The sequence below is a fragment of the Brenneria uluponensis genome, assembly GCF_032395385.1.
GTDB lineage: Bacteria > Pseudomonadota > Gammaproteobacteria > Enterobacterales > Enterobacteriaceae > Prodigiosinella > Prodigiosinella aquatilis.
In genome coordinates this window covers 4,926,776-4,953,212 of record NZ_CP135917.1, presented here as the reverse complement: position 1 = coordinate 4,953,212, position 26,437 = coordinate 4,926,776, and the positions used below count along the sequence as shown (strand labels likewise).

General features: G+C 49.8%; 22 protein-coding genes and 3 pseudogenes. 14 read left to right on the top strand and 11 right to left on the bottom strand.

Translation table 11 applies throughout. The features are described from left to right. Position 1 precedes the first annotated feature (1 nt). Both RS889_RS23085 and RS889_RS23080 read right to left on the bottom strand, forming a co-directional pair. Entirely contained in the window at positions 2-1,429 is a 1,428-nt protein-coding gene (locus RS889_RS23085) for an AMP-binding protein (protein WP_315708835.1), read from the bottom strand. After that, positions 1,407-2,063, bottom strand: coding sequence for a thermostable hemolysin (locus RS889_RS23080; protein ID WP_315708834.1), 657 nt, complete (start codon positions 2,061-2,063; stop codon positions 1,407-1,409). The genes RS889_RS23085 and RS889_RS23080 overlap by 23 nt, the downstream gene beginning before the upstream one ends. Before the next feature lie 123 nt (positions 2,064-2,186). Between RS889_RS23080 and RS889_RS23075 the strand changes: the two genes are divergently transcribed. Together RS889_RS23075 and RS889_RS23070 are read left to right on the top strand one after the other, a co-directional pair. Beyond that, positions 2,187-3,089 carry a LysR family transcriptional regulator gene (locus RS889_RS23075; RefSeq protein ID WP_315708833.1) on the top strand — a complete coding sequence of 301 codons (903 nt, stop codon included), beginning with the start codon at positions 2,187-2,189 and terminating at the stop codon, positions 3,087-3,089. A 132-nt stretch (positions 3,090-3,221) separates the two neighbouring features. Then, positions 3,222-4,406 carry an MFS transporter gene (locus tag RS889_RS23070; RefSeq protein ID WP_315711174.1) on the top strand — a complete coding sequence of 395 codons (1,185 nt, stop codon included), beginning with the start codon at positions 3,222-3,224 and terminating at the stop codon, positions 4,404-4,406. Positions 4,407-4,629: 223 nt separating this feature from the next. On the opposite strand, the gene RS889_RS23065 is transcribed toward RS889_RS23070, so the two are convergent. Further along, complete coding sequence (locus RS889_RS23065) at positions 4,630-5,904, bottom strand: histidine-type phosphatase (RefSeq protein WP_315708832.1); 1,275 nt, start codon at positions 5,902-5,904, stop codon at positions 4,630-4,632. 287 nt (positions 5,905-6,191) lie between these two features. Here RS889_RS23065 and RS889_RS23060 point away from each other — a divergent pair, with 287 nt between their 5' ends. The 4 genes and pseudogenes from RS889_RS23060 to RS889_RS23045 all read left to right on the top strand — a co-directional run. Further along, the gene (locus tag RS889_RS23060; RefSeq protein ID WP_290181109.1) at positions 6,192-6,557 is read left to right on the top strand and encodes a copper resistance protein; all 366 of its coding nucleotides are present in this window, start codon (positions 6,192-6,194) and stop codon (positions 6,555-6,557) included. A gap of 47 nt (positions 6,558-6,604) precedes the next feature. Next, a complete protein-coding gene (locus tag RS889_RS23055; RefSeq protein WP_315708831.1) occupies positions 6,605-8,629 on the top strand; it encodes a protein-disulfide reductase DsbD family protein in 2,025 nt (674 codons plus the stop codon). After that, positions 8,629-9,351 (top strand): DsbA family protein, encoded by a 723-nt coding sequence (locus tag RS889_RS23050; protein WP_315708830.1) that lies wholly within the window; start codon positions 8,629-8,631, stop codon positions 9,349-9,351. The genes RS889_RS23055 and RS889_RS23050 overlap by 1 nt, the downstream gene beginning before the upstream one ends. A 42-nt stretch (positions 9,352-9,393) precedes the next feature. Continuing rightward, positions 9,394-9,537 (top strand): annotated as a pseudogene (locus RS889_RS23045) (MFS transporter); the annotation flags it as partial. A 69-nt stretch (positions 9,538-9,606) separates the two neighbouring features. Here the strand turns inward: RS889_RS23045 and RS889_RS23040 are convergent. Then, entirely contained in the window at positions 9,607-9,876 is a 270-nt protein-coding gene (locus RS889_RS23040; RefSeq protein WP_315708829.1) for a hypothetical protein, read from the bottom strand. A gap of 196 nt (positions 9,877-10,072) precedes the next feature. On the opposite strand from RS889_RS23040, the pseudogene RS889_RS23035 reads away from it, so the two are divergent. The 4 genes and pseudogenes from RS889_RS23035 to RS889_RS23020 all read left to right on the top strand — a co-directional run. Further along, positions 10,073-10,623 (top strand): annotated as a pseudogene (locus RS889_RS23035) (beta-keto acid cleavage family enzyme). A 10-nt stretch (positions 10,624-10,633) separates the two neighbouring features. Continuing rightward, complete coding sequence (locus RS889_RS23030; protein ID WP_315708827.1) at positions 10,634-10,870, top strand: hypothetical protein; 237 nt, start codon at positions 10,634-10,636, stop codon at positions 10,868-10,870. A gap of 361 nt (positions 10,871-11,231) precedes the next feature. Continuing rightward, complete coding sequence (locus RS889_RS23025) at positions 11,232-11,459, top strand: DUF2732 family protein (protein WP_315711172.1); 228 nt, start codon at positions 11,232-11,234, stop codon at positions 11,457-11,459. Positions 11,460-11,629: 170 nt separating this feature from the next. Continuing rightward, positions 11,630-12,181 (top strand): annotated as a pseudogene (locus RS889_RS23020) (thiolase family protein); the annotation flags it as partial. On the opposite strand, the gene RS889_RS23015 reads toward RS889_RS23020, so the two are convergent. The 3 genes from RS889_RS23015 to RS889_RS23005 all read right to left on the bottom strand — a co-directional run bounded on the left by RS889_RS23015 (position 12,178) and on the right by RS889_RS23005 (position 15,448). Next, positions 12,178-13,122 carry a DMT family transporter gene (locus RS889_RS23015; RefSeq protein ID WP_315708826.1) on the bottom strand — a complete coding sequence of 315 codons (945 nt, stop codon included), beginning with the start codon at positions 13,120-13,122 and terminating at the stop codon, positions 12,178-12,180. The pseudogene RS889_RS23020 and the gene RS889_RS23015 overlap by 4 nt on opposite strands. A 97-nt stretch (positions 13,123-13,219) precedes the next feature. Beyond that, positions 13,220-14,002 carry an AraC family transcriptional regulator gene (locus RS889_RS23010; protein WP_315708825.1) on the bottom strand — a complete coding sequence of 261 codons (783 nt, stop codon included), beginning with the start codon at positions 14,000-14,002 and terminating at the stop codon, positions 13,220-13,222. Positions 14,003-14,263: 261 nt separating this feature from the next. Beyond that, complete coding sequence (locus RS889_RS23005; RefSeq protein ID WP_315708824.1) at positions 14,264-15,448, bottom strand: BaiN/RdsA family NAD(P)/FAD-dependent oxidoreductase; 1,185 nt, start codon at positions 15,446-15,448, stop codon at positions 14,264-14,266. Positions 15,449-15,720: 272 nt separating this feature from the next. Between RS889_RS23005 and pitA the strand changes: the two genes are divergently transcribed. Further along, the gene (pitA, locus tag RS889_RS23000; RefSeq protein ID WP_315708823.1) at positions 15,721-17,226 is read left to right on the top strand and encodes an inorganic phosphate transporter PitA; all 1,506 of its coding nucleotides are present in this window, start codon (positions 15,721-15,723) and stop codon (positions 17,224-17,226) included. A gap of 110 nt (positions 17,227-17,336) precedes the next feature. Here pitA and uspB read toward each other — a convergent pair whose 3' ends face one another. Beyond that, positions 17,337-17,672: a universal stress protein UspB gene (uspB, locus tag RS889_RS22995; protein ID WP_021013830.1), complete on the bottom strand. Its 336-nt coding sequence runs from the start codon at positions 17,670-17,672 to the stop codon at positions 17,337-17,339. A 597-nt stretch (positions 17,673-18,269) separates the two neighbouring features. Here uspB and uspA point away from each other — a divergent pair. Next, entirely contained in the window at positions 18,270-18,707 is a 438-nt protein-coding gene (gene uspA / locus RS889_RS22990) for a universal stress protein UspA (RefSeq protein WP_021013831.1), read from the top strand. Between the two features lie 164 nt (positions 18,708-18,871). Here the strand turns inward: uspA and argH are convergent, their stop codons facing one another. From argH to argC, 3 genes are all read right to left on the bottom strand, one after another. Further along, entirely contained in the window at positions 18,872-20,245 is a 1,374-nt protein-coding gene (gene argH, locus RS889_RS22985) for an argininosuccinate lyase (protein ID WP_315708822.1), read from the bottom strand. Between the two features lie 126 nt (positions 20,246-20,371). After that, positions 20,372-21,145: an acetylglutamate kinase gene (argB, locus tag RS889_RS22980; protein WP_021013833.1), complete on the bottom strand. Its 774-nt coding sequence runs from the start codon at positions 21,143-21,145 to the stop codon at positions 20,372-20,374. A gap of 26 nt (positions 21,146-21,171) precedes the next feature. Beyond that, positions 21,172-22,176 (bottom strand): N-acetyl-gamma-glutamyl-phosphate reductase, encoded by a 1,005-nt coding sequence (gene argC / locus RS889_RS22975; RefSeq protein WP_315708821.1) that lies wholly within the window; start codon positions 22,174-22,176, stop codon positions 21,172-21,174. A gap of 211 nt (positions 22,177-22,387) precedes the next feature. On the opposite strand from argC, the gene argE reads away from it, so the two are divergent. Together argE and ppc are read left to right on the top strand one after the other, a co-directional pair. Continuing rightward, positions 22,388-23,539, top strand: a complete 1,152-nt coding sequence (gene argE / locus RS889_RS22970) for an acetylornithine deacetylase (protein ID WP_315708820.1) — start codon at positions 22,388-22,390, stop codon at positions 23,537-23,539. 252 nt (positions 23,540-23,791) lie between these two features. Continuing rightward, positions 23,792-26,431, top strand: a complete 2,640-nt coding sequence (gene ppc, locus RS889_RS22965; protein WP_021013836.1) for a phosphoenolpyruvate carboxylase — start codon at positions 23,792-23,794, stop codon at positions 26,429-26,431. The last annotated feature ends 6 nt before the right edge of the window (positions 26,432-26,437 follow it).

Sequence of the window (26,437 nt, the reverse complement as noted above, 5' to 3'; positions counted from 1 at the left end):
CTTACTCCTGAATAGCACGTTGAATTTGCTCCTGAAACCGTAAATAAATAGCAGCACGACGCAGGCGGCCATTACTGGTCATCAAAGCAGAGTTGGATAAGTTGGTGACAATAAAATGGTGGATACGAGCATAATCCGGCAGTTTTTCATTTAGTGTATCGATTTGGGTTGAGAGATCTTTTTCTTTGCCGGGGACAGGATGTACCAGCGCCACATTGACGGGCAGGCCATCACCGAATACCACCAAATGGGAAATGGCGGAATACAGCATGGCTTCAGTCTCGATCCATTCCGGTGAAAAATTGCGCCCGAATGCATTGATCTGTACATTTTTCAGACGTCCGTCAACATGCAGAAAACCAGCGTCATCCAGCCGGCCGAGATCACCAGTGGCAATGCTCTCCGGCACGGTATCACCGCCGAGATAACCCAGCATGGACGCGCCTTTTACCTGAATTTCATGTTGCGCGGAGAACGAGATTTCACAGTGAGGCAGCGGACGTCCGGTGCTGCCAGGCTGATCATCACCGGGAATATTGAGAGAAACGACAGAGCCACACTCGGATAATCCGTAGCCTTCATAAACCGGAATACCCTCTTGACGGGCTAGCTGTAGCAGGTCAGGAGCTACTTTGCCCCCACCTACGGCGACGAAACACAGTGAGGAAACACATTCCCGATTTTTGCCTGCCAGGCTGGTTAATAATCGTAGTAATTCGGGCACCAGTACCAGACTGTGAGGACGCCACTGGCTCAATACCTGCGCCAGAATATCAATGGAGAACTGGCTGGAACCCGTAAACCCCACCTGATGCAGTGGAAGAATGACGCTTTCCGCACCTAGCAGCAGCGGAACGTACAACCCGGTGATGTTTTCCAGCAAGGTGGCGAAAGGTAACAGGGTCAGGTGGCGATGAAGCGGAAGATGGTCAATACGCTCGGCCAGTGACTGACTGGTGCGTTCCATTCCACGCAGACTCAGACAGACGCCTTTGGGTTGACCCGTGGTGCCGGAGGTGTAGGTGATTTTAGCGGTGCCGGCCGGTACTGCCGGCACCTGCTGTGGTTGATATCGGTACAAGGGCAGTCTACCAATAGGTGTCGCTTCCCAGCCGGATCGTTCCGCACCAATCAGCGCGTCGGCACCGCTGTTTTCCAACAACCATGTCTGCTGCTCCTGGCTGAAAAATAGCGGCATCGGAATGATGATAATTCCCGCCTTCAGGCAGGCTAAATCCACCAGTGCCCATTCGATGCTGTTATCCAGTTGCAGGGCGAGGCGGGTGATGCCTTGTTGCGTAAATAACTGCGCCAGATTATTAATTTTCTCATTCAACTGGCGGTAAGTTAGTTGCTGTTCGCCGTTATTTAATGCGATGCGTTCAGGGGACGTCGTGGCCCAGTGTTTAATTGCGGCAAAAAGCGTCATGTTTCAATTCCTGAGTGTTGAAGGGAAACGAGGGAATCGAATCAAAAAGTGAAAGTAATAAACTGTTTTTACTTAACACTTCATGACCATGGATCAGATCGCCCATCATGACTTGTGGATGCTGGGTGTAATAGCTGCCCCAGCAGGTTGCATCATCCAGTTGCTCTGGTCTGGCCTCCATCAGTTCAATCGGAGACAGACTCAGGCGTGAAAAGATATTGCGCAACTTTCGGGTGCCGGTGAATGCGATGTGCCGAAAGTGGCTTTGGTTTAATACCAGGCACAGCGCCGCAAACATGATACGGGCATTACTGCTGCCATTAATGGTGGCGAAATTACCGATTTCCACCAATCCGCTGCGGTAAATCTCTATGCCTTTTTGCTGGTGCGCGACGTCTTCGATTGGTGCATCCAGATAGCTCTCCAGGTAAAGTTTCCCTTCTGTGGCCGGCTTAATGCCACAAGCAGCCACCAGCGTGCCGTCCGCCTGGGTCATACCCAGCAGATAAGGCAGAAAGTGAGGGATCACCGCATCGAACTCCCGTTGATATTCATGCTGGATGAATTTACGACAGGTTTCCTGACGAGTAGCGTTGTCAGCCCAGAATAAATGGTACGGTGCGTTAACGGTCATAGAGCTATCTCTCTGAATGTGATAGCTGCATGCTAGCCACATACCATTAAGAGAGACTTAAGAAGAATAAAAAGTAACCATTTATTGTGTGGTTGATGATTATTTGTTGATAAAAGGTGAAAAATGGATCGTTTGGGTACGTTGGAAACGTTTGTTTGTGTCTTTGAATGTGGGTCGTTCTCTGCAGCATCCAAACGTCTGGGGATTGGCCAACCGGCGATCTCTAAAGCCATCATGCAGCTTGAACGGCAGCTTTCAGTAACCTTATTGCTGCGCTCTACCCGTGGACTGACGCCAACCGAAGCGGGACAGCAGTTCTATAAACATATTGCGCCAGCCATCAATATGATCCGGGAGGCGGAAGACCGCGTGCGCCATGGTGGTACGCAGTTGTCTGGACGTTTACGCATTTGCGCGCCGGTGACGTTTGCCCGGTTGCATATCATGCCGCATTTGCATGAGTTTATGTCTGCGCACCCACATCTTAAGGTGGACATGATTTTGGATGATCGCCCAGTAGACCTGATTGCCGAAGGCATTGACATTTCGCTGCGCCTGGGAGCATTGAAAGATTCCGGGCTAACAGCCCGTAGAATCGATACTTGTTCGATGCGGTTGCTGGCGACACCTGAGTACTTTTCCACGCACGGTACACCGCATTCGCCAGATGAAGTGACGAGTCATGATGCCGTGGTTTACTTGCAAGCTGATACTCCCAGCCGTTGGCAGTTCAGTCGTGGTAATACGCAGCGTTGGGTTACCCTTGCTGGCCGAATCAGGGTTTCTGCTGCCGAGGGTGTGCGGACAGCGGTGCTGGCGGGTGACGGTCTGGCGGTGGCTTCTGAATGGATGTTTGCGCCGGAACTGGCCGATGGACGCGTTGTTACTGCGTTGGATGACTGGCACATTGGGACGATGGATTTGTGGGCGGTGTATCCGGGTGGTCGGTTGACATCTGCCCGGGCCAGAGCCTTCACTGATTTTGTCGCAGGTAGCGTGACCGGTGTGTTGTCGGGTTTGGACTGAATAAGTAGCATCTATTCCATTATGGAATAGATGCTATGTTGTTTTCCTTTCTACCGGGATGAAGTCTATCTCCTTATGCTTTGTCTGACAGGTCTGCCACTTTCGGTAGTCATTAACCAGATGAGTATCATCATGCGCACATTACTCAGTGGAACAGACGTTCGGACGTCATCCGCGCTCGGTAAACCACTTATTTTTGCCATGGCAGCGGCCAGTGGCATTTCCGTTGCCAATATTTATTACAACCAACCCATGCTGGAAGTGATGACGGCCAGTTTCCCCGGCAGTCGTGCTATAGCGTTGATTCCCACCGCTACCCAGTTGGGTTATGCGCTGGGATTACTGTTGTTGGTGCCGCTGGGGGATAAATTTGATCGGCGTCGGTTGATTGTCTGGCAATTTCTATTGCTGGCGCTGGCGTCCGCGTTGGCAGCGCTGTCACCGTCCGCGCCGCTATTATTGATAGTCTCGGTGCTGATTGGATGTGGTGCCACCGCTGCTCAGCAGATTATACCGGTTGCCGCCTCAATGAGTGGTGTTGGCCAACGAGGAGCGGTGGTGGGTACGGTGATGAGTGGCTTGTTGAGCGGTATTCTGCTGAGCCGTACCGTGGCTGGATTGGTTGCTGACGCGGCTGGCTGGCGGATGATGTTCTGGCTGAGTGTGCCGCTGGCACTGGCCGGTGGCGCATTCATGGCCAGAATGTTGCCTGCTTGCGTGCCCGAACAATCTGTTCGTTACGTCACGCTGATGCGTTCCCTGCTGACACTATGGCGGGAAGAACGTGCGTTGCGCAAAGCGACTTTTGTTCAGGGCGTGTTGTTTGCCTCGTTCAGTGCATTCTGGAGTGTGTTGGCGCTGTATCTCAGCGTGGGTAGCCATCCTCTGGGTGCGGCGGTGGCCGGACTATTTGGTGTGATCGGTGTCGCGGGTATTACTGCTGCGCCGTTTGCCGGACGCATGGCCGACCGTGTAGGGAGCCGACCCGTGATTATCGCTGGGGTGCTGCTGACGTTGTTGTCATGGGGTGTTTTTAGTATCTGGACTTCCGTCACCGGTCTGATTGTCGGGGTCATTTTGCTGGACCTGGGGGTACAAAGTGCGCTCGTTGCCCATCAGCATGTGATTTACGGCCTGCGGGAGGCGGCCAGAGGCAGAATCAACACGTTGTTTATGGGGGGGATGTTCCTAGGGGGCGCGTTGGGCTCCACTGGTGCGATGGCTGCCTGGATGCATGGCGGTTGGTCACTGGTTGCAGTGTTTGCCATCGGACTGACTCTGTTGGCTGTCGTGGTGGTGTTATGGAAACGGCAATAACGGTTCATGTGTTAGCGATGGGAAAAGGGCCGGAAACCGGCCCGGAGCTTCATGGCAAAGTGTGTATCGCGGCGATAATGAGGAGATCGTAAAGATGGGGCAAGTGCTTCCTTGTAAGCTCAAGCCGCGCCATCACTGGCGCGGATGCTTTACTCTTCTCTCCCATTATCACCGTTTTGACGCCGTACATAGGTTTGTCAATGGTCTGAAAGCCGGTTTCAGGTTACATCGTGTAATGCACAGCAAGTAGCGCGGTGGGATCGATAGATGCGTTGATGCGCTTGATAGTCGAAAGATACGGACACAGCGTGCCGACGTCTGTCAGGTGGCAACCCGGCATCTGGAATTCGGTACGCAGCGGTGGATGAGTGCTATCCAGCGGTGTCAGTGAGCGAATCTGATCCAGTGACTGCGCCTGAAAATAGATGCGCAGGAAACGCTGTCCGGATTGATTATTGCGCCAGCGTTCAAAAATCAGGCTGCCAGCGGGTGGAATGTTGCCACGCGGGTAGTTGGCCATTTTCCAGGTAAAGCCCAGCATGGTACGCAGTTTGGCGATATTGGTATCATGGGCTACATATAGCAGCCAGGCCGCTTGTGGCGGTTCGCCGGTTTGTTTACCTGGTTCAAGCGCCAGGACAATCTGGTTCATCAATGTCGATCCGCCGCGGCGCGCCACATAAGGCAGATCATTGGTGAAATCGTAATTGGTGGTCAGTAACGGCATCAGGGCACCAACATCTGCGGCATTATGTACATTGCCGAAAGCAACCTGACTCAGTGGCATATTGTTGCTGTAGGCCAGACGAATGGTTTCCGCCATATTGGCTAATACGTCGGGGCCACGCAGCGCGATGTTGCCCTTTTTATTTTCATGCAGTTTCCATGGCGAGGTAAATGCCGGGCAGGGCTTATCCGGCAGACATAGCGCCTGTTGCAGGCGATCAATCTCCGGTTTCAGTGCGGATTGAATCTGTTTCGCCGTTTTGCCGTCCATCGCTTTCATCAGATCGGCACGTACTTTGGCCGGATCAACACTCAGCCCCGCTTTTTCCGCATGAAACAGCGTGTCCTGTTTTTCACTGGTTGTGGCATGAATCATGACGCCACAGCCCGGAAATACACCATCCATCAGCGCATGCGCGGTTTCCTGTGTGCGCTGTAATGGGCTGGACCAGACAAAGACTTCTCCCGGTGATGGACACCCTGGTTTGAGTAATCCATGCTGGCGTAGATAATTCCCTTCGTATTGACCTTTCAGTACCGCAGCGGCGTAGCCGTGCCCTGTCAGTTCGCCAAAGGGGGTCAGCCAGGTGGGCCATTTACGTCCAGTGCCTTCCTGAATGGCTTTGGCGTTGCCCTCTGTCGGCGGCCTGACACCATGGCGGCTGACCTCAACGACTTTTTCCAATGTCCATGGTGACGACTCAGCCTGTGCGGCCACAAAAGGCAAAGAAGCCAGCAATATTCCTGCTAATGCCCTGCACTTGAATGTCATGATTTGTCCTCGGATGCTGATGCGTGCGCATAGGGTGAGAAAGGCTACGCCATGCATGATGAACAAAGAATAGATTTTCTGTTACTAGTTGAATAAAGGTTTGTTTCCCAGGTAATCCCGGTTTTTTTTAAATCAGGCGTTGCGCGTTTATCTATTATTTCTCTGTTGTTTATGCCGGCTGTCATTCCCGCATGGATGAAATGTAAAACAGATCCTTACACTATGTCTTCTTGTAATTTGACTATGTTCCTTTACGATACATCCGGTCTGTAGTAAGAGATATCGCTATGCATAAACGTCATCAGATCGGAAAAGGTTTTCTTGTGCTGGCCGGTATCATCCTCCTCGCCTGCATGGCGCAGCGTATTGCTAACCAGCATTCTTTGTACCTTAGCCATGCGCATGAGATGGTGACGCTTGCAGACCAGTCAGACAAGATAGCGCCCGTTTCCCCCTGTCAGTTGAGCGCTCATTCACTGCTGATGACACAACCACTCTTTTTTGAGAGTCCGCTCCTTTTTTTGGGGAGTTTGCTGGCTTTCCTCGCTTTTTTCATCCAGCCAATAAAACAACTAACCTCTTATCCACCGGAGCGTGAACATCCGCCACCGGTTTTGCGAATACACCTTAAAAATTGCGTTTTCCGTGAATGACAGACCGTTTCTGACGGTTCTGAACTACTCATTTACGGAGATTAATTATGTACATTTTTATCAGGAGATTTTTTCTCCTGTTGTTGTTCAGCATATCCGCTGCGCAGGCGGCGGATACCGGCTGGTTACAGAATGCGCAGAACAGCCATGCACAGGTACGCGTGCGCGCTGATACGTCAAAGAGCGACCTACGTGTTTTGCTTGACGTCAGACTGGCGCCTGGTTGGAAAACCTACTGGCGATCCCCTGGTGATGGTGGTGTGGCGCCAAAAATCAGCTGGCAGGATCACCTTACTGCCAAATGGTTCTGGCCGGTTCCGACGCGTTCCGATATTTCAGGGTTAACGACTCAGGGATACCATGACCACGTTACTATCCCGATGGTCATGACGGAGAAAAATCTCACCGTTCTTGCGGGTACACTGACGCTTCCAACATGCAGTAACGTCTGTATTCTGACTGACTATCCATTCCGCCTTGACTTGTCTTTGCCGAATGATAAGTCGTTTGATGATGATTTTACTCGCGCGATGGGCCGGGTTCCCAGCCAAAGTGGCATGATGAGTGATGTGAAAGCGTCCTATACCAATGGGAAGCTGCTCATTACGGCGGAAAACCCTCGCGGATGGAAAGCCCCGGAAGTGTTTCTGGATTCTCTAAGCGATGCCAGCCTGGGCAAACCGGTGACCGATATTAACGGACATCACCTGAAGGTGACGGTTCCGGTGACTGATGCGTGGGGTGACACACCACCTGATCTGACCGGGCAAAGCCTGTCACTGGTCATTGCCGATCAGGATATGGCGCAACACAGTAAAACCTTAATCGCTCGAGCGCAGATGGGGAATGTACTGCCTTTCTGGAACATTCTACTCATGGCGCTTGCCGGTGGGTTGATCCTGAATCTGATGCCTTGTGTGCTGCCGGTGCTGGGTATGAAACTCGGCTCGGTACTGCATGCGGATAACCGTGTACGAGGCAATATACGTATCAGGTTTCTCTCCACTGCCGCCGGAATCATGGTCTCATTTATGGCGTTGGCGCTACTGATGACCTCGTTACGTTTAAGTCACTCGGTTATCGGATGGGGCCTACAGTTTCAAAGTCCGTGGTTTATTGCCTTCATGGTGCTCATTACTTTCCTCTTTAGCCTAAACTTGTTTGATGTTTTTTATTTCGCCCTGCCTTCTGCCTTAAATAGCCGTTTGGCCACAGTGGGTGGACGCGGCATCGCCGGTAACTTCTGTGAGGGGGTTTTTGCAACACTGCTCGCCACGCCTTGTTCGGCACCATTTTTGGGAACGGCGGTAGCGTTTGCACTCGCAGCTCCCTTGACGCAGCTGTGGGTCGTGTTTTTGGCGCTGGGGCTCGGAATGAGTTTCCCCTGGTTGCTGGTGGCATTGTGGCCGGCAATGGCGATGTGGCTACCCGGACCAGGACGCTGGATGAACTGGTTACGCACCGGTCTTGGCCTTATGATGTTCGGTTCATGCTTGTGGTTGCTGAGTTTGATAAATGTCTATGTCGGCGCTGACATCGTCATTATGATTGCGGTATTTATGGTGTTACTTACCGCGATCCTTATCGGCAAGAAAACCCAAAACTATGCCCGGATGTTTTACATCGCGTTGCTTCTTGTGATGTTTATGAGTGGTTATCTGACCAAATCACTTATCGTTTCCGGTTCAGGTGTATCCCAAACAGAGGCCAGGGAAAAAATTGCCTGGCAACCGTTGAGTGAAGAGGCAATTAATCAGGCGCTGATGAATCATAAGCGTGTGTTTATCGATGTCACCGCTGACTGGTGTATCACCTGTAAAGTTAATGAACTCCGGGTGCTGGATCGTGAAGATGTCCGTCAGGCTTTGCAACAGGATGACGTAGTGGCTCTTCGTGGAGACTGGACAAAACCTGCGAAAGAAATCACCGACTTTCTCAAACGTCGCGGAAGAGTAGCGGTACCTTTCAACCAGATTTACGGTCCGGGTAAACCGGACGGTGTTGTGCTACCACCTCTTCTCGACAGTGAAAATTTATTAAAAACGCTGAATGCGGCTAAAGGAATACGTTAATGAAAAAACTCGCCATTGCTTTAATGCTGATCTCCACCCCTCTCTGGGCTGCGCCACCTTTTACGCCAGCACAGGAAGCCAGAATCAAAGTGCTAATCAAAGAAACCCTGATAGAGAACCCGAGCATCTTGGCGCAGGCAGCTGACGCCTATAACCAGCAGGCTGAGCAACAACAACAGAACGAAGTGAAGCAGATTATCAGCCAGAATAAAGATGCTCTCTACAATGATTCTGGCTCTCCACATATTGGCGCCAGCAAACCCAAACTGACACTGGTGCTATTTACTGATTATAACTGCCCGTACTGCAAGCAGTTCGATCCGTATATGGAGAAGATTATAAAGGCGCATCCGGAGGTGGAAGTGGTGTTTAAATTTTTGCCGTTTCGTGCCGCAAGTTCGCTTACCTCGGCCAGGGATGCGCTTACCGTATGGGAGACACAGCCGGATCGCTTCCTTGCCTTTAACGACCGCTTAATGGCCAAAAAGGGTTATCACGATGACGCCAGTATTAAAGCTGCCGAGAAGACTGTGGGCGTGACGGTCAATGAACCAAGCAAAAGAAGTCTGGAAACCATCAAAACGAATCTCGCCCTGGCCAATAAACTGAGGATTCAGGGAACACCGGCAATACTGATCGGCGACACCCTGCTGTCAGGTTATGTTCCTTATGATCAGTTTGAGAAAATAGTAGAAACAGAATTAGCAAAAGTAGAAAAGTGAGTTATTACATGCGGGCCGATAAGGCCCGCTTCACCGCAGTTTTTTATTATCTGGGCTGGAATCGGCGATGGCCTAGCAAAAGTGAACCTCATTTCGCGAGTACAAAACGAACCTGAGAGCCTACGATTACCGATATTTAGTTTGTTAACACTGATGCAAATGACTGGGTTTGGTATTGGAATGTTGTGTGCTACTCATAGTATGGCATGCTCAAAAGCAGAATGTGAGCTGTCCCTGAAACTATTTTCACCTAAATTATGCCGCCATTTTATAGTTCACTGAGTTTTCCATTACCGCATTGTCATAACTGCTGCCTTCCCCGTTCATCGAACAGCGTAAACTGTTATCTTTCGGTGCGTCGCAATACTGATGATTTGCATATTGACTTCCTCTGTCCGAATGGACGATGACCTGCACATGTTCTGAGGAAAGTGACGCCATGGATGATGAATAAAGAATGGTTGTTCTGTTATTAATTGAATAAAGGATTGTTTCTCCGGGAATAAGATCGAGCATACCGATCATCAGGCTCTGGCGCCTGACGTTATCGTTTAAGCCATTAACATAATCTGTACAAAAAACCACCATGCTCACCTAAATATGGTGCTTTCATCATGTAAATTTCCTGATATCAACAATATGTGTCCTATTCTATAAAAATTTTTTTACATAATTATGTAAAGCTGTAACTACCATCAAATTTCAGAATCGTCATTTTACCATGAAAAAATTTATCATCACGGCAGCTGTGAATGGTGGTATAACGCCCCGCAGCAAAAATCCTTCAGTTCCTTATTCTCCCGATGAAATTACGGAGTCGGTTTATCAATGTTGGCTAGCGGGGGCTTCTGTTGCACATGTCCATGCTCGTAATATTGAAGGAAAACCAAGTTATGAATTTAAAATCTGGAAGGATATTGTAGAGCGCATTCGTTCACGTTGCGACATCATCATGAATTTAAGTATTTCAGGACTTAATCTTCCTAAAACCTCCTCTATTGAACAGGCATGGAATCATTTGGTTCTTAAACCAGAAATAGCCTCTTTTAATTGTGGCTCCGTTAATCATGGCGACAAACCATTTATTAATCCCCTTCTCTGGCCCGAAAGTTAGCGCATGACATAACAATTAATAATGTTACTTCAGAAATAGAAATCTATCATTCTGGCGTAGTTAATGAAGCATTAACGCTATTTAAAGAAGGGTTTCTACACAAGCCAATGCTATTTGCTTTTGCAATGGGAATTCACGGCGGCGTGATGCCAACATGACCGTACTTACGTGTTGCATGCCACCACCGCTATGGGTGCCGTAGCAGCGGAAAGCGTCTCTACCGAATGCATGAGCCAGACATGCTACTACGCATTCATTAGCAGCATTAACTCCGTCATCAAATATCTGTCGCTGCAAACACGAATCCAGACAAACCTGGCGTTAGCGTCCACCGTCTATCAGCGGGATCGGCGCAAGTTTGAGCTGAATAACAACACCAGGGAAACCACGCGCCGGGCGTGGTGAAACATCCCGGCACCTATTTGCAACTGCCTATTTATGGACAGTTGCGAATGGGAGAGAACAATGTAAAACCGGTATCTGTCGCTGGGTACCGCCCAAAGGTATGTTTAACAAGTAATTATGGCGGTCATGTCTGGACCAACTGATCATCAGAAGAAAAGGCAGTAATGTAGCTTCCTATTAAAAATATTCGTCGCTTCGTTGAAGGAACATCCTTGTTTAATTCAGGGGGGCATGTGTGGAACCGTTCCAATTAATACGCCTAATAAGTCGGAATTCTCACCCATTTATTAGGTAATCAATGGACCCTGAATTAATGCACTTACCGGGCAGGGATTCGTATTACCTGAAAAAGGATATGACCATGAGGAATATAGAAACCAGAAAGACAGATATTAGTGCAAAAGGTTCTCTTCCATTACTGAATCAGGCCCGTATGGATGAGCGCTCCGATCAGCATTTTTCTGTTTCTATCCGCCTCGAAGCACTGGCTATTCATATTCAAAAAAATGGACTGTCAGGTAAAGAAGCGGCTGAATTGCTTCGCAAAGAGGCTGTGCGTTTTGAACGTTCAGCACAGGAGTTGCGGTAATGGATATTCCACAAAACTTTGCTTATAACCGCGTCGATAGGTTTTGTTAAATAACTCGTTGGCTGCTATCAGGATCATATCACTATCTTCCTGACTATATTCTGGTATACCGAGGCAAAGTAAAAGTTCAAAATCATCCACTGGAAAGCCTACTATAAGGGCTTCCCCGGCTAGTAAACAGTGATGAGCATCCTCGAGTTTCCACGATAGAAAACCTGCAACGTTTAGCTGCGCCATTTCACAAAAGTCATGGCACTGTCACAGCGGGTAATGCGTCAGGTGTAAATGATGGTTCCGCTGCATTACTGCTTACCTCGCAAGAAGGGTTGATCAGGCATAATTTGAAACCGCGCGCACGCATTGTGGCCAGCGCCTGTTCCGGCGTGGAACCTCGGATTATGGGAATGGGACCTGTACCTGCCGTTCACAACGTCTTGAAGCTTGCAGGGTTAACACTCCAGGAGATGGATGTGCTGGAGATAAACGAGGCATTTGCAGCGCAGGCATTAGCGGTCATCAATGAGCTGAAATTGGATGTTCAGGACTCAAGGATCAATCCTAATGGCGGAGCCATTGCATTAGGACATCCTCTTGGCATGAGTGGTGCCAGACTCATTGGAACGGCTGTTAATCAGCTTCATCGTATTGGTGGCCGATTTGCACTGTGTACGATGTGTATCGGCGTAGGACAAGGTATCGCTATGATTGTGGAACGCTGTTAATCGTTTATTTCCTCTAATGCTTTTTTCTGTTTGGCCCCCTCTTTCTCGCTGGCATATCGCCAGCGAGACATAATATACAGTCCAACGCCAATTAGTACGCCACCAATAACTTCGTGCAGCGCTGGGGTTTGCCGTGTCAACGCGAAAGCGATTAATGCAGCAAATAATGGGCACAGGAACAAAAAACCGCTGGTTTGTACAGAACCGCCAATTTTCAGAGCCGCGAACCATAATCCCATTGCTCCTGTTGACGCCGGGATGGCCAACCAAAAAAACATTCCCCATTTATAAGGCGTGGAAGGCAGTGCGGGATGTTGTTTACTTACTATGGCAACAATTGCCAAAACCAAGGCTCCAAGCAACATCTGCCAGAATGTTACTATCCATGGTGAAAGGGTAAAATCAAACTTTTTATTGAGCACCGTGGAGCACGCCCAACACCCTGATGCCAACATGACCAGCCCGTCACCATAGTTAATACCGTTTCCGGAATGGCTGATACCGATACAGATTATCACGCCGATAAAAGCGATAAGTAATCCAACCAACGCCAGCATTGATGATCGCTCACCCAGAAAAATCCATGCCAGCGGGACGACTAACAAGGGATTGCTTGCCATTAAAATTGCAGCAGTAGAGGGAGACGTAGACAGTAATCCAATGTTCAGGAATGCCATAACGCCCGTTGTCTGTAACGAGCCGATTAAGAAAAGCTGTACCCAAGGTAGATCACGTAACTTTAGTTGTTGGCGGCGCATCAGTAAAAAGACAAAAGGGCATAACGTTAGAGCCGCAACAAAGAAACGAGCAGAGGCTGTCCAGAGTGGTGGGACATCGCTCATAACTATCTTGGTGCTTACGAAAGAGGAACCTTGTAGAAAAGTGGATATGATTACTAACAAAAGGTATTGGTTTATCGTTGCCACTCGAGAGGTTTTCATCTGTTCCCCAATTAATTTTCATTAATCAGAACAGTATATGGATTAACTATTTTTAGTTTCTTTTGAATGAGACAGGTTTATTGTCGAATCGGACTTATCAACTAAAATAATCACTGGGTACTTTGCCCGTCACTCGCTTAAACATCACGGTAAAAGCCCCCTGGGAGTTGTAGCCTAAACTATAGGCAATTTGGCTAATGCGTTCGCCTGCAATGAGCCTTGGAATTGCATCGACAATACGTAACTGCTGGCGCCAATGAACAAATGGCATTCCCGTCTCATTTTGAAATAATCGCGTGAGTGTCCGAGTTGTTGCACCAACCTCATTTGCCCACTCGGATAAGGAACGTGGATCTCCTGGATGCGCAAAAAGCGCATCACAGATGCTGCGTAGCCGTTTGTCTCGACCCATGGGTAATCGAAGACCATTCTCGGCTGAACGTTGCATTTCCTCCAAAGTTAATGAAAGTAAACGTGATTCAAAACTTTCTGGTGGATAATTTAAATGAAATTTTGAGGCTTGAGCGAGCAACTCTCGTAATAGAGGTGACACATTAATGCCCATTGGATGAAGCGGCAAGGCAATAGAAAACGCCTTGATATTGACATAAAGAGTACGCAAAGATACTGAAGTTCGGGCGACCATGGCATGATCCACCTGTGGCGGTATCCAGACGCCACGAAGGGGAGGAAGCATCCAATACTCATCTCGGGTTCGCAGTTCCATCATCCCGGAGCAGCCATAAACCAGTTGTCCACGGCTATGTTGATGCAGGGTAATGTTGTGGCCCGCTGGATACTCTTTAGACATAGAAACGATAGGATTTTGCGCATTGATCCACTCGTCCAGATCGGGGCTGAGTGTCTGGTTAACGTTCATCTTTTTTACTCGTGATCTATTCTCACCCAATGACATTAAACAGATTAATGCATTATCTCTCAAGGCATTATTGGCGTTGTTGAATAAATCAAACCTTTGTCCATCATTAGATGTATTTTTAATCCTCTATTTTTATTTTTTTATCTTTCCATAGTTATAGCGATTGCTACTATTAAGTGATTACCAAAAAAATGATCAGTTAATATGCCAACAACTGATATTGTGTTCCCACAGAAAATCTAACGTATTGTCCTTGTATAATCACCCCAGCGCCTGTGCGCAGGCCCAGGCTGAACTCCAGGCCCACTGGAAGTTGTAGCCGCCGAGCCAGCCGGTGACGTCCACCACTTCGCCGATAAAATAAAGTCCCGGAACCTTGTTGGCTACCATGGTTTTGGAGGACAGCTCCCGTGTGTCCACACCACCCAGTGTCACTTCTGCCGTGCGATAACCCTCGGTGCCGTTGGGTTGAACCCGCCAACGTTGTAGCGCGTTCTCCAATTGTGTCTGCTGGGCAGGATTAAGCTGCTTCAGGGTGATATCCGGCAGTTGTTCCAGCGTTTGCAGGCATTCCACCAGCCGCTTGGGTAGCCACTGTGCCAGCGTGTTTTTCAGGCTTTGATTGGGGTGTGCAAGTCGTTCAGCATTGATACGCGCCGCCAGATCGATGTTGGGAAGCAGGTTGATGGTGACGAACTCTCCCGCCTGCCAGTAACTGGAAAGCTGAAGGATCGCCGGACCAGAGAGGCCGCGGTGAGTAAACAGAATATTCTCGCGAAAGCTGGTGCCGTTTTCGGCTGTCACGATGGCGGGTACCGAAACGCCAGAGAGGGTTTGCAACTGTTCCAGCAGCGGTTTATGCAACGTAAAGGGCACCAGTGCGGCCCGGGTGGGGAGTACGTTGATGCCAAACTGCTGGGCCAACTGATAACCAAACGGCGAGGCACCAAGCCCTGGCATGGAAAGTCCACCGCTGGCAATCACCAGCGCCGGTGTCTGCACCATCTCTTGTGTGAGCTGAACCTGAAACTGTTGTTGTTTCTCTACCGATAACACTTCGCTACGCAACCGCAGGGTGACATTGCCGTATTCACACTCTTTCATCAGCATATCGACAATCTGCTGTGCCGAATCATCGCAGAACAATTGTCCCAGCGTTTTCTCGTGGTACGCGATGCCATGGCGGTTCACCAGATCGATAAAATCCCACTGGGTGTAGCGTGCCAGCGCAGATTTGCAGAAATGGGGATTGTGGGACAGGTAAGCAGCCGGTTCGGTGTGTACATTGGTGAAGTTGCAGCGCCCGCCGCCGGACATTAATATTTTACGCCCGGGTTTTTTACCATTATCCACCAGTAGCACTCGTAGTCCACGTTGACCGGCCTGTGCGGCACAGAAAAGCCCGGCGGCACCGGCACCGATAACCACTACGTCAAACTGTTCCACGCTTGTTCTCCCGGTAATAAATAACGGCCCGGCCTGCAACCTGATGGCCTTTCAGGGCGGCAAATTGTAGTGTTCGCGGCATGCTCTGACCAGTGTAAAAAAATATATAATTTGGTAATAATATTTAATGCATTGATTTTTATTGATTAAATACCATATCTGCAAAAGGTTAACGTAGAGTAAGTCAAAATAATGTCATATTTCGCTTTTCCATACCCCTGCTTGTCGCCGATAATGCGCCGCGTTCATGACCACCTAATGGCCTAACGCTTATGCTACATTTATTTGCCGGCATTGATTTTCATACCGGTCTGATGTTGATACTGGCTTTGTTGTTTGTATTGATCTATGAAGCGATTAATGGCTTCCACGATACAGCCAATGCGGTCGCTACCGTTATCTATACCCGCGCTATGCGTGCACAGCTTGCTGTTGTGATGGCCGGGGTATTTAACTTCTTTGGTGTACTACTGGGTGGGCTTAGCGTCGCGTATGCGATTGTTCACCTGCTTCCCACGGATTTGTTGCTGAATGTCAGTTCTGTCCACGGTCTGGTGATGGTATTTTCCATGCTGCTGGCGGCGATTATCTGGAACCTGGGGACCTGGTATTTCGGTCTGCCGGCCTCCAGTTCTCATACACTGATCGGTTCCATCATCGGTATTGGTTTAACCAATGCGTTGCTGACGGATACTTCGGTAGTGGATGCGCTCAACATTCCGAAAATGATCAGTATTTTCCTGTCGTTGATCCTTTCTCCGATTGTTGGCCTGGTGATGGCTGGATTGTTGGTGTATCTGTTGCGTCGCTACTGGAGTGGCAATAAAAAGCGGCTGCGCATTCACATGACGCCTGCCGAACGCGAAAAACAGGATGGTAAACGGAAGCCACCGTTCTGGACTCGTACTGCGCTGATTCTGTCTGCCGTGGGGGTGAGTTTTTCCCACGGTGCGAACGATGGTCAGAAAGGTATTGGTCTTATCATGTTGGTGCTGATTGGTGTGGCGCCGGCTGGATTCGTCGTCAATCTGAATGCTTCTGGCTATGATATTAGCCGCACCCGTGATGCCGTGTTTAACCTGCAGGAATATTACCAGTCTCATGGGGCCGAGTTGGCGCACGTGATTGCTCTCTCGGAACCGCTGATTCCGTCACCGAATGAAACCATTCCAGGCAACGGTCTGCCGGGGTTTCATTGTGATAGTTCCCGCGTGATGACGGCAATTGACCACACAATGCGTCTGCTGGGTAATCTGAAAAGCTACGATGAGCTCTCTGGCGACAGTCGTGCTCAAGTGCGTCGTTTGCTGATGTGTATTTCTGATTCTATTGATCGCACCATCAAGTTGCCGGAAACTTCGTTAGAAGATCAGCACTTGTTGAGCAATTTGCGTAAGGATTTGCTGAAAACGGTCGAATATGCACCGGTTTGGATCATTGTCGCTGTGGCGATGGCGCTGTCACTGGGTACGATGGTGGGCTGGAAACGTGTAGCCACGACTATCGGTGAGAAGATTGGCAAGAAAGGCATGACGTATGCGCAGGGGCTTGCCGCACAGGTAACCGCCGCATTGTCGATTGGTATTGCCAGCTATACCGGGATGCCGGTATCGACCACTCACGTTCTTTCTTCCGCCGTGGCGGGAACCATGATTGTTGATGGTGGCGGAGTGCAGAGCAGGACTGTGAAAAATATCCTGCTGGCGTGGGTCTTCACGCTGCCGGTATCGTTGGTACTTTCTGGTGTGATCTATTGGTTGATGTTGAAACTGATTTAACCCATGTGCTTGCCATGAAGAATAAGAAAGGCGACCCTGTAAAGGTCGCCTTTTACTTTCAGGTTACCAAAAAGACACTCCCGCATTTCCCTCCTCCAGACATGCCAATATCAATACCAGATTAACATGGCAATCAAGCTAACTATCACCAGTCCGCAAAGCGCGGTGGTCAGCAGAAACTGGCCGCGGACCCGTTCGCAGCGGCGGATAAATTCTGGATCGTGATGTTCAATGTAGCGTTGGGTGTAGATATAACGTACCAGCCGGATTTGCTTGCTTGGTTGACCGTGAGAGGTAAAGAAACCGCCTCCATCTACGTATTGATACAGGAGTGGATCACAGTCCCGCAGTATCAGCAGTAGTACGCGTAATGAAGAATAATATCGCGCCATATTGATGATACAGACGACACATAAAGCCCAGAAAAGCGCCAATGTACTCATCATGCTTCCCCTCCCGGTTTGTTATTCATCAGCGTGTTGGATGCTGCCGGATCACGGTAACAGCCAGCTGAGAATATTTATGCCACACGTTATTCACGCGATTTTATCGGGCGGTCGGTCGGATATGGAATATCGCGACGAAAGCCCTTTATGTCTTCTTCACCCCTGCTTTCCTTTTTCAAGGTGGCTTGCCGGAATGACAGACCTCCCCTCAATCTTTATTGTAGAAGAGGAATCCACTTTTTTTACTATAACGTCGCCTTGATGTCGTTATTTGATGAAAAAAAACATCGCTATTCTCTGTGATTCCGTGCCGAATTTTTGGACACAAAAAATGCCACTTTTAAACTACACTCATTAAAGAAAGGGCGTAGTTTTACGTTGATGCTTTTTTTATCGGCTTGTACAGACCATAACTTCAAGATATTTAGTAGAGGTTATTGGATTTTTGCCTGTTAGATGTGGAATATACCGCGTTGTGATCTGCTGAACATATCCCTCTTCTTCAAGGGTGCTAATCTACAGATCGCCATTAATTATCAGATTGGCAGGATAAATATCTGCTGACTCACTAATTAGTCTTTACGGAAGGAGCTTATTATGGCTTACAAACACATTCTTATCGCTGTTGATCTGTCACCGGAAAGCAAGGTGTTAGTGGAAAAAGCTGTTTCAATGGCAAGGCCGTATGATGCTAAAGTTTCGTTAATTCATGTAGATGTGAATTACTCCGATCTTTATACCGGGTTGATTGATGTCAATTTGGGCGATATGCAACAGCGTATTTCTGAAGAAACGCAGAATGCACTGCGAGATCTGTCCCAGAATGCAGGTTATCCGATTACTGAAACGCTGAGTGGTAGCGGTGATTTAGGACAAGTATTAGTGGATGCTATTCGGAAATACGGTGTGGATCTGGTGTTGTGCGGTCACCATCAGGATTTCTGGAGCAAACTGATGTCATCTGCGCGCCAACTGATCAATACCGTTCACATCGATATGTTGATTGTGCCATTGCGGGATGATGACGAAGAATAACGACGCAACGTGTCGTTTTATGGTGATTGAAAGGTGAAAGGCATAGCACATGCTATGCCTTGAAGTTACTACGACGTTTATTGCTCCCATCATCTTTGCGTAAGCTGGAGTTCGTCGCTTGTAATCCGGTATCTAAATCATATTCGACACAGTGTTTACAATATTCAGGCCAGACGCTGTTTTGCCTCAGCGATGGCTTTCGCTACCTGCTGAGGGGAAACGCCGCCCTGAGCAGTACGTTTATCCAGGCAGGACTGTAATGACAAAATGGGATAAACGTCTTCGGCAATTACCGCACTGAATTTCTGTAAATCAGTGAGAGACAGTGCTTCCAGCGCGTTGCCTTGACGGATGGCTTCGACGACAATTTCGCCAACAATATGGTGTGCTTCACGGAACGGCACACCTTTGGCAACCAGATAGTCGGCCAGTTCTGTGGCATTGGCATAGCCTTGCTCTGCCGCATCCTGACAACGTGGGCGCCTGATCTGAATGCCTTCCAGCACCAGTGCCGCCATCATCAGACAATCATGCCAGGTATCCAGTGCATCAAACAGGCCTTCTTTGTCTTCCTGCATATCCTTATTGTACGCCAGTGGCAGCCCTTTCAGCGTCATCATCATGCCGGTCAGGGCACCTTGCACTCGGCCACATTTACCCCGAATCAATTCCAGGGCGTCTGGATTTTTCTTCTGTGGCATCAGGGAAGAACCGGACGTGACGCGGTCTGAAAGCTCAACAAAGGCTGCTTCACCGCTGTTGAAGAAAATCAGGTCTTCGGCGAAGCGTGACAGATGCACCATGCCGATAGACGCATTGGCCAGCAGTTCCAGTACATGATCGCGATCGGAAACGGTATCCAGACTGTTACGGGTCGCGGACGCAAAGCCCAGCCAGCCAGCCAGTTGTTCACGGTCGATGGAATAAGCGGTTCCCGCCAGCGCCCCACACCCTAACGGGCTGACATCCAGACGTTTCAACGTGTCTTCCAGCCGACTTTCATCTCGTGCCAGCATCTCATGATAAGCCAGACACCAGTGTGCAAAGGTTACCGGTTGGGCGCGTTGCATGTGAGTATAACCGGGCATTACCGCATCCTGGTTAGCGTCTGCCGTAACGACCAACGCCTGGCGCAGATGGCGAATAGTCTGAATCAATTCATTGATTTGCGTTTTACACCATAGCTTCAGATCGGTGGCTACCTGATCGTTACGGCTGCGTCCGGTATGCAATTTTTTACCCAGATTACCCACTTTTTCGATCAGGCGCTGTTCCACCCAACTGTGAATATCCTCGGCATCGCTTTGCAGAATCGCTTCCGGATCGGCCTGTACTTCTTTCAGCAGTGTATTTAGCGCTTGTTCCAACTGTTGTTGTTCTTGCGCACTCAGTACATTAACGGTAACCAGCGCTTTGGACCAGCCGATGGAACCTACGATGTCTTGTTCTGCCAGACGATAATCAAACCGCAGTGAGTCGTTGAACTGTTTAAAACGCTGATCTGCTGCCTGACTAAACCGACCACCCCACAAAGCCATAACATTACTCCCGGTATTCAAATAAATGCGGGTAGAATCCCATCCGTATGATGATCTGACCCGCTTCCATAATGCGTTTTCTGTACCGCCCTTCCCGCAACGGGATAACGGATGCTGCTGTCGTTATTACCCCACAATGCGAGTGCCGATAGGTTCGCCGTTGAACAGCGCCGGTAGCTGATCGGCATGGCGCCAACTAGCAATATCCACCGGGCGGCCCAGCGTGCGGGCGGCATCCAGTGCGGCATTGACTTTGACGATCATGCCGTCAGTAATAATACCCTGCGTGATGAGCTGTTCCGCTTTCTGCGCCGTCATTTCTGCGATGCGCTGGCCTTTACCGTCCAGAATACCGCTGACATCTGACAGCAATATCAGGTCTGCACCCAGTGTTTCCGCCACTGCGGTAGCCGCCTGATCAGCGTTGACGTTCATCAGGTCACCTTGTGCGGTAATACCAATAGAACTGACTATTGGCAGATAGCCTGACGCCAGTAGTGTGTTTAATAGCATGGGAGAACCAGCCTGGGCTTTGCCCACATAACCCAGCGCTTCATCCAACTGGGTTACCTCGGTACTGCCGCCATCCGCCAGACACAATCCGACAGCATTAATATCATGTTTTTTTGCCCATGCCAGTAGGGTTTTATTGGCGGAACCGGCTAGTGCGCCAGTGATAATATCGATCTGATCGGCGGGTGTGACGCGCAGACCATTTTTCTTCACCGTGGGTAACGACAATTTTTTCATCAGATCGTCAACCAGACATCCTCCGCCGTGGACGATAACCAACGGACGTTGATGTTGTTGACGATACTGAACCAGCGCGGTGAACAGGCGTTCCAGCGCCTCTTCGCTATCCAGTAATACGCCACCTAGCTTGATAATTAACGGGTTCATGGGGTCTTTGCGCCTCTAAGGGGTTATCAGAGTAAAGATTGGGTTTCCGGGAATCCGAAACGAATATTCATGCACTGTACGGCTTGTGCTGCCGCGCCTTTCAGCAGGTTATCTTCGGTCGCCACAACAATCAAATGTTCATTCTGTACGGAGAAACCAATGTCACAGAAGGGTAACCCTACCACGGACTTCAGAGCCGGAACGCCCTGAGCATACAGGCGAACCAACGGCTTGTCGTGATAGGCATTATGATAGGCCTCGGCGATATCCTGCGCGGTCACGCCCGGTTGCAAACGACAGGTGATCGTCTCCAGTATTCCGCGCGGGAAATTACCCAGATGCGGTGTGAAAATTATCGGGATTCCCAGATGGTTTTCAATTTCTGGGTGATGACGATGGTTAAAAATACCATAAGCATGCAGGCTGACTTCGCAAAAACTGTTGGTCATGCTGGCCTTACGTCCGGCGCCGCTCACACCACTGGTAGCATTGATGACCGGCCATTGATCGCTGTTCAGCAGGCGTGCTTCAACCAATGGCTTTAATGCCAATTGGGCGGCGGTGGGGTAACAACCCGGTACAGCGATCAGCTGGGCCTGCTTGATGTGTTCCGACTGCCATTCCGCCAGTCCGTACACGGCTTTAGCCAGCCAGTCGGTATGCTGATGTTCGAAACTGTAATAACGGCGGTAAAATTCAGCGTCTTGTACCCGGTAAGCACCGGAGAGATCAAAGACTGTACAGCCAGCGTCCAGAAACTGCGGTGCCAAATCGTGACTGACTTTATGGTCGGTGGCCAGAAAAACCACGTCGACACCTTTGGCTGCGTCGGCAACGCTGATCAGGGGTTGCACGGGCAAGTCAACAATGCCTTTAAGCTGGGGATGAAGATCGGAAATCAATTTTCCTGCATCTACACTTTGCGCTGAAACCGCTAAAGCGGTTATGTTCATCTGTGGGTGACGGTTCAGGTACAGTGCCAGCTCTGCGCCGGTATAACCACTTGCACCAACTATCAACGTATTCAGCATGGGATCCGTATACCTTCTTGCTTGTTCAGTGAAACAGGTAGCAGGGTTCATCAGCGCAGCCACGCTGCTCACCCACGAAGCCGGGTAAATCACCCGTCCGGTGCGTTTTACGGCACCGAACCTTATGATATCTTTTTACCCAGCATTATTGTATTTTTATTCAAAATAAATGCATGAATATTGATACTATCCTAACCAGAGGCTGTCAACAGTGAAGATGAGTTTACCCCCTTTTATTGAGCTGTACCGGGCATTGATCGCTACTCCATCCATCAGCGCGACCGATCGTGCCCTGGATCAAAGTAATGAAACCTTAATCAATTTGCTAGCCGGCTGGTTTACCGATTTGGGGTTCCATGTTGACGTTCAGCCGGTTCCTGGTACGAATCGTAAATTTAATCTGTTAGCCCGTATCGGGGAAGGCTCTGGCGGCCTCCTGCTGGCCGGGCATACCGACACCGTTCCGTTTGATGATGGTCGTTGGACGCGAGATCCTTTCACCTTGACCGAACACGATAATAAGTTATACGGGTTGGGTACGGCAGATATGAAAGGCTTCTTTGCTTTTATTCTGGATACCATTCGGGATATTGACCCGGCAACGCTGACCAAACCTTTATATATTCTCGCTACGGCGGATGAAGAAACGACCATGGCAGGAGCAAAGTATTTCTCTGAATCTGCCCTGGTGCGTCCGGACTGCGCCATTATCGGGGAGCCGACGTCATTGAAACCGGTGCGTGCTCATAAAGGCCATATGTCCAAAGCTGTTCGTGTTCAGGGGCAATCCGGCCACTCTAGTGATCCGTCGCGGGGGGTTAACGCCATTGAACTGATGCATGAAGCGATTTCTCATCTGATGGTGTTGCGCAATACATTGCAGGAGCGCTATCACAATCCAGCATTCCATATTCCTTACCCCACCATGAATTTTGGTCATATCCACGGTGGTGATGCTTCCAACCGTATTTGCGCCTGCTGTGATTTGCACATGGATATTCGGCCACTGCCGGGTATGGCATTGAACGATGTTAACGGGCTGGTTACCGAGGCGCTGGCCCCGGTGAGTGAGCGCTGGCCAGGGCGTTTAACCGTCAGTGAACTGCATCCACCGATTCCAGGTTACGAATGTGCTGCTGAACACCCATTGTCGCAAGTGGTGGAAAAACTGCTGGGAGTGCCGACCGAAGTGGTCAACTATTGTACTGAAGCCCCGTTTATTCAGACGATGTGCCCAACGTTAGTGCTGGGGCCCGGTTCCATCAATCAAGCGCATCAGCCGGATGAATACCTTGATACCGCGTTTATCCAGCCGACACGTTCGCTGATTGCCCAGTTAATTCAACATTTCTGTCAGCACTGAACCACTTTCCGGCCTGCCACCGTGCAGGCCAAAAACATGATCACTATCACACAATAATAAGCTTCGCTTATATGCAAGCTTTTGTAATTAAATTTCACAAATTGCCTTTATGCCCTAGAAAAAGGTACAACTGTAAGAGTAATGAACGTTAATTGACGAATACGGCTGGGCGTGGCTAGATAAAAGACAGCAACCACACTTTTTGTGAGTGTAATAAATTTACAAAATAACGAGAGATGGGTCAGGGTAAATATGAACGAACAATATTCCGCAATGCGAAGCAATGTCAGTATGCTTGGCAAACTGCTCGGAGATACGATTAAGGATGCATTGGGAGAAAACATTCTTGAGCGTGTTGAAACAATCCGAAAGTTATCGAAGTCATCCCGTGCCGGCAGTGAAAAGCATCGGAAAGAACTGCTGACGACACTGCAAAATCTGTCTAATGACGAACTGTTGCCAGTCGCTCGCGCATTTAGCCAGTTTTTGAGTCTGGCTAACACCGCTGAGCAATATCATAGTATCTCGCCCCATGGTGAAGCGGTCAGTAACCCGGAAAATCTGGCAAAAGTCTTTCAGCGACTGAAAGACTGCGACAAATTGACGGAGCAAAATATCCGTGATGCGGTGGAGTCACTCTCCATTGAGCTGGTTCTCACTGCGCACCCGACAGAAATTACCCGTCGCACCCTGATTCATAAGTTGGTAGAAGTGAACACCTGCCTCAAGCAACTGGATCACAACGATCTGGCTGATTATGAGCGCCATCAGATTATGCGTCGTCTGCGGCAACTGATTGCCCAATCCTGGCATACGGATGAAATCCGTAAAATTCGCCCTACACCGGTGGATGAAGCCAAATGGGGTTTTGCGGTCGTGGAAAATAGTCTGTGGGAAGGTGTTCCCGCGTTTTTGCGTGAGTTAGACGAACAGTTGGAACAGTCGTTTGGTTATCGCTTACCGGTTGATTCCGTTCCCGTGCGCTTTACGTCATGGATGGGCGGTGATCGTGATGGCAATCCAAACGTTACGTCAGCAATCACTCGCCATGTACTGTTGCTCAGCCGCTGGAAGGCGGCGGATCTGTTTCTGCGTGATATCCAGTTCCTGGTTTCCGAATTATCCATGACACAGTGTACGCCGGAGCTACAACAGTTAGCTGGCGGAGAGAGTGAGAAGGAACCTTACCGGGCGGTCATGAAGAATCTGCGTACCCAGTTGACTAATACGCTTAATTATCTGGAGGCGCGGCTGAGGGGTGAACAACGGGCAAGACCGCAGGACCTGTTGGTTACCAATGACCAGTTATGGGAACCGCTCTACGCTTGTTTCCAGTCTCTGCATGCCTGTGGCATGGGCATTATCGCCGACGGTCAATTACTGGATACTTTACGCCGTGTGCGTTGTTTTGGTGTCCCGCTGGTGCGGATTGACGTGCGTCAGGAAAGTACCCGCCATACTGATGCGCTGGCGGAAATCACTCGTTATCTGGGACTGGGTGACTATGAAAGCTGGTCCGAGTCTGACAAGCAGGCGTTCTTGATTCGTGAGCTCAGTTCAAAACGCCCGCTGCTGCCACATCAGTGGAAACCGAGTGCCGAAACGCAGGAGGTGCTGGAAACCTGCAACGTTATCGCGGAAACCCCGCAAGGTTCCATCGCCGCCTATGTGATCTCCATGGCGCGTACACCGTCTGACGTGCTGGCGGTGCATCTGCTGTTGAAAGAAGCGGGTTGCCCGTTCGCTCTGCCGGTGGCGCCGTTGTTTGAAACGTTGGACGATCTTAACAACGCTGACAGTGTCATGACGCAGTTGCTGAATATTGACTGGTATCGCGGTTTTATTCAGGGCAAACAGATGGTGATGATCGGTTATTCCGATTCCGCCAAAGATGCCGGAGGAATGGCTGCCTCCTGGGCGCAATATCGTGCGCAGGACGCCTTGATCAAAACCTGCGAGAAAGTTGGCATAGCGCTGACCTTGTTCCATGGTCGTGGCGGCTCTATTGGCCGCGGCGGCGCACCGGCGCATGCGGCGTTGTTGTCTCAACCGCCAGGAAGCCTGAAAGGGGGCCTGCGAGTAACGGAGCAGGGCGAGATGATCCGCTTCAAGTTCGGTTTGCCGGAAGTCACTATCAGCAGCCTGGCGCTGTATACTGGCGCCATTCTGGAAGCCAACTTGCTGCCGCCGCCGGAGCCGAAAAAAGAGTGGCACCATGTCATGGATGAGTTATCCCGCGTTTCCTGTGATATGTACCGTAGTTATGTACGGGATAATCCGGATTTTGTACCGTATTTCCGGGCGGCGACACCGGAACTGGAGCTAGGTAAATTGCCGCTGGGCTCTCGCCCGGCCAAGCGTCGTCCCGACGGTGGGGTTGAAAGTTTACGCGCCATTCCGTGGATTTTCGCCTGGACGCAGAACCGCCTGATGTTGCCTGCCTGGCTTGGCGCCGGTGCGGCATTGCAGAAAGTGATTGAAGACGGCGGGCAGGATCAGTTGGAAACCATGTGCCGCGACTGGCCGTTCTTCTCCACCCGCATTGGTATGCTGGAAATGGTCTTTGCCAAAGCGGATTTGTGGCTGGCGGAATACTACGACCAGCGCCTGGTGGAGGAAAAACTGTGGCCATTGGGTAAAAAACTGCGTGAACAGCTGGCGGCGGATATCAACGTGGTGCTGACTATCGCCAATGACGATCATCTGATGGCTGACTTGCCATGGATTGCCGAGTCTATTGCGTTGCGTAATGTTTACACTGACCCGCTGAATGTGCTTCAGGCAGAGCTGTTGCACCGTTCTCGTCAGCAGGAACAGCCGGAGCCGGAAGTGGAACTGGCGCTGATGGTTACTATTGCCGGTGTGGCTGCCGGTATGCGGAACACTGGTTAACTTATA

Coding starts and splice junctions, on each gene's coding strand:
- RS889_RS23070 (WP_315711174.1), top strand. CDS start 3,222: ATGCGCACATTACTCAGTGGAACAGACGTTCGGACGTCATCCGCGCTC.
- RS889_RS23050 (WP_315708830.1), top strand. CDS start 8,629: ATGAAAAAACTCGCCATTGCTTTAATGCTGATCTCCACCCCTCTCTGG.
- uspA (WP_021013831.1), top strand. CDS start 18,270: ATGGCTTACAAACACATTCTTATCGCTGTTGATCTGTCACCGGAAAGC.
- RS889_RS23015 (WP_315708826.1), bottom strand. CDS start 13,122: ATGAAAACCTCTCGAGTGGCAACGATAAACCAATACCTTTTGTTAGTA.
- RS889_RS23025 (WP_315711172.1), top strand. CDS start 11,232: ATGAGGAATATAGAAACCAGAAAGACAGATATTAGTGCAAAAGGTTCT.
- uspB (WP_021013830.1), bottom strand. CDS start 17,672: ATGATGAGTACATTGGCGCTTTTCTGGGCTTTATGTGTCGTCTGTATC.
- RS889_RS23085 (WP_315708835.1), bottom strand. CDS start 1,429: ATGACGCTTTTTGCCGCAATTAAACACTGGGCCACGACGTCCCCTGAA.
- pitA (WP_315708823.1), top strand. CDS start 15,721: ATGCTACATTTATTTGCCGGCATTGATTTTCATACCGGTCTGATGTTG.
- RS889_RS23065 (WP_315708832.1), bottom strand. CDS start 5,904: ATGACATTCAAGTGCAGGGCATTAGCAGGAATATTGCTGGCTTCTTTG.
- ppc (WP_021013836.1), top strand. CDS start 23,792: ATGAACGAACAATATTCCGCAATGCGAAGCAATGTCAGTATGCTTGGC.
- RS889_RS23010 (WP_315708825.1), bottom strand. CDS start 14,002: ATGAACGTTAACCAGACACTCAGCCCCGATCTGGACGAGTGGATCAAT.
- argH (WP_315708822.1), bottom strand. CDS start 20,245: ATGGCTTTGTGGGGTGGTCGGTTTAGTCAGGCAGCAGATCAGCGTTTT.
- argB (WP_021013833.1), bottom strand. CDS start 21,145: ATGAACCCGTTAATTATCAAGCTAGGTGGCGTATTACTGGATAGCGAA.
- RS889_RS23055 (WP_315708831.1), top strand. CDS start 6,605: ATGTACATTTTTATCAGGAGATTTTTTCTCCTGTTGTTGTTCAGCATA.
- RS889_RS23060 (WP_290181109.1), top strand. CDS start 6,192: ATGCATAAACGTCATCAGATCGGAAAAGGTTTTCTTGTGCTGGCCGGT.
- argC (WP_315708821.1), bottom strand. CDS start 22,176: ATGCTGAATACGTTGATAGTTGGTGCAAGTGGTTATACCGGCGCAGAG.
- RS889_RS23040 (WP_315708829.1), bottom strand. CDS start 9,876: ATGATCGGTATGCTCGATCTTATTCCCGGAGAAACAATCCTTTATTCA.
- RS889_RS23080 (WP_315708834.1), bottom strand. CDS start 2,063: ATGACCGTTAACGCACCGTACCATTTATTCTGGGCTGACAACGCTACT.
- RS889_RS23075 (WP_315708833.1), top strand. CDS start 2,187: ATGGATCGTTTGGGTACGTTGGAAACGTTTGTTTGTGTCTTTGAATGT.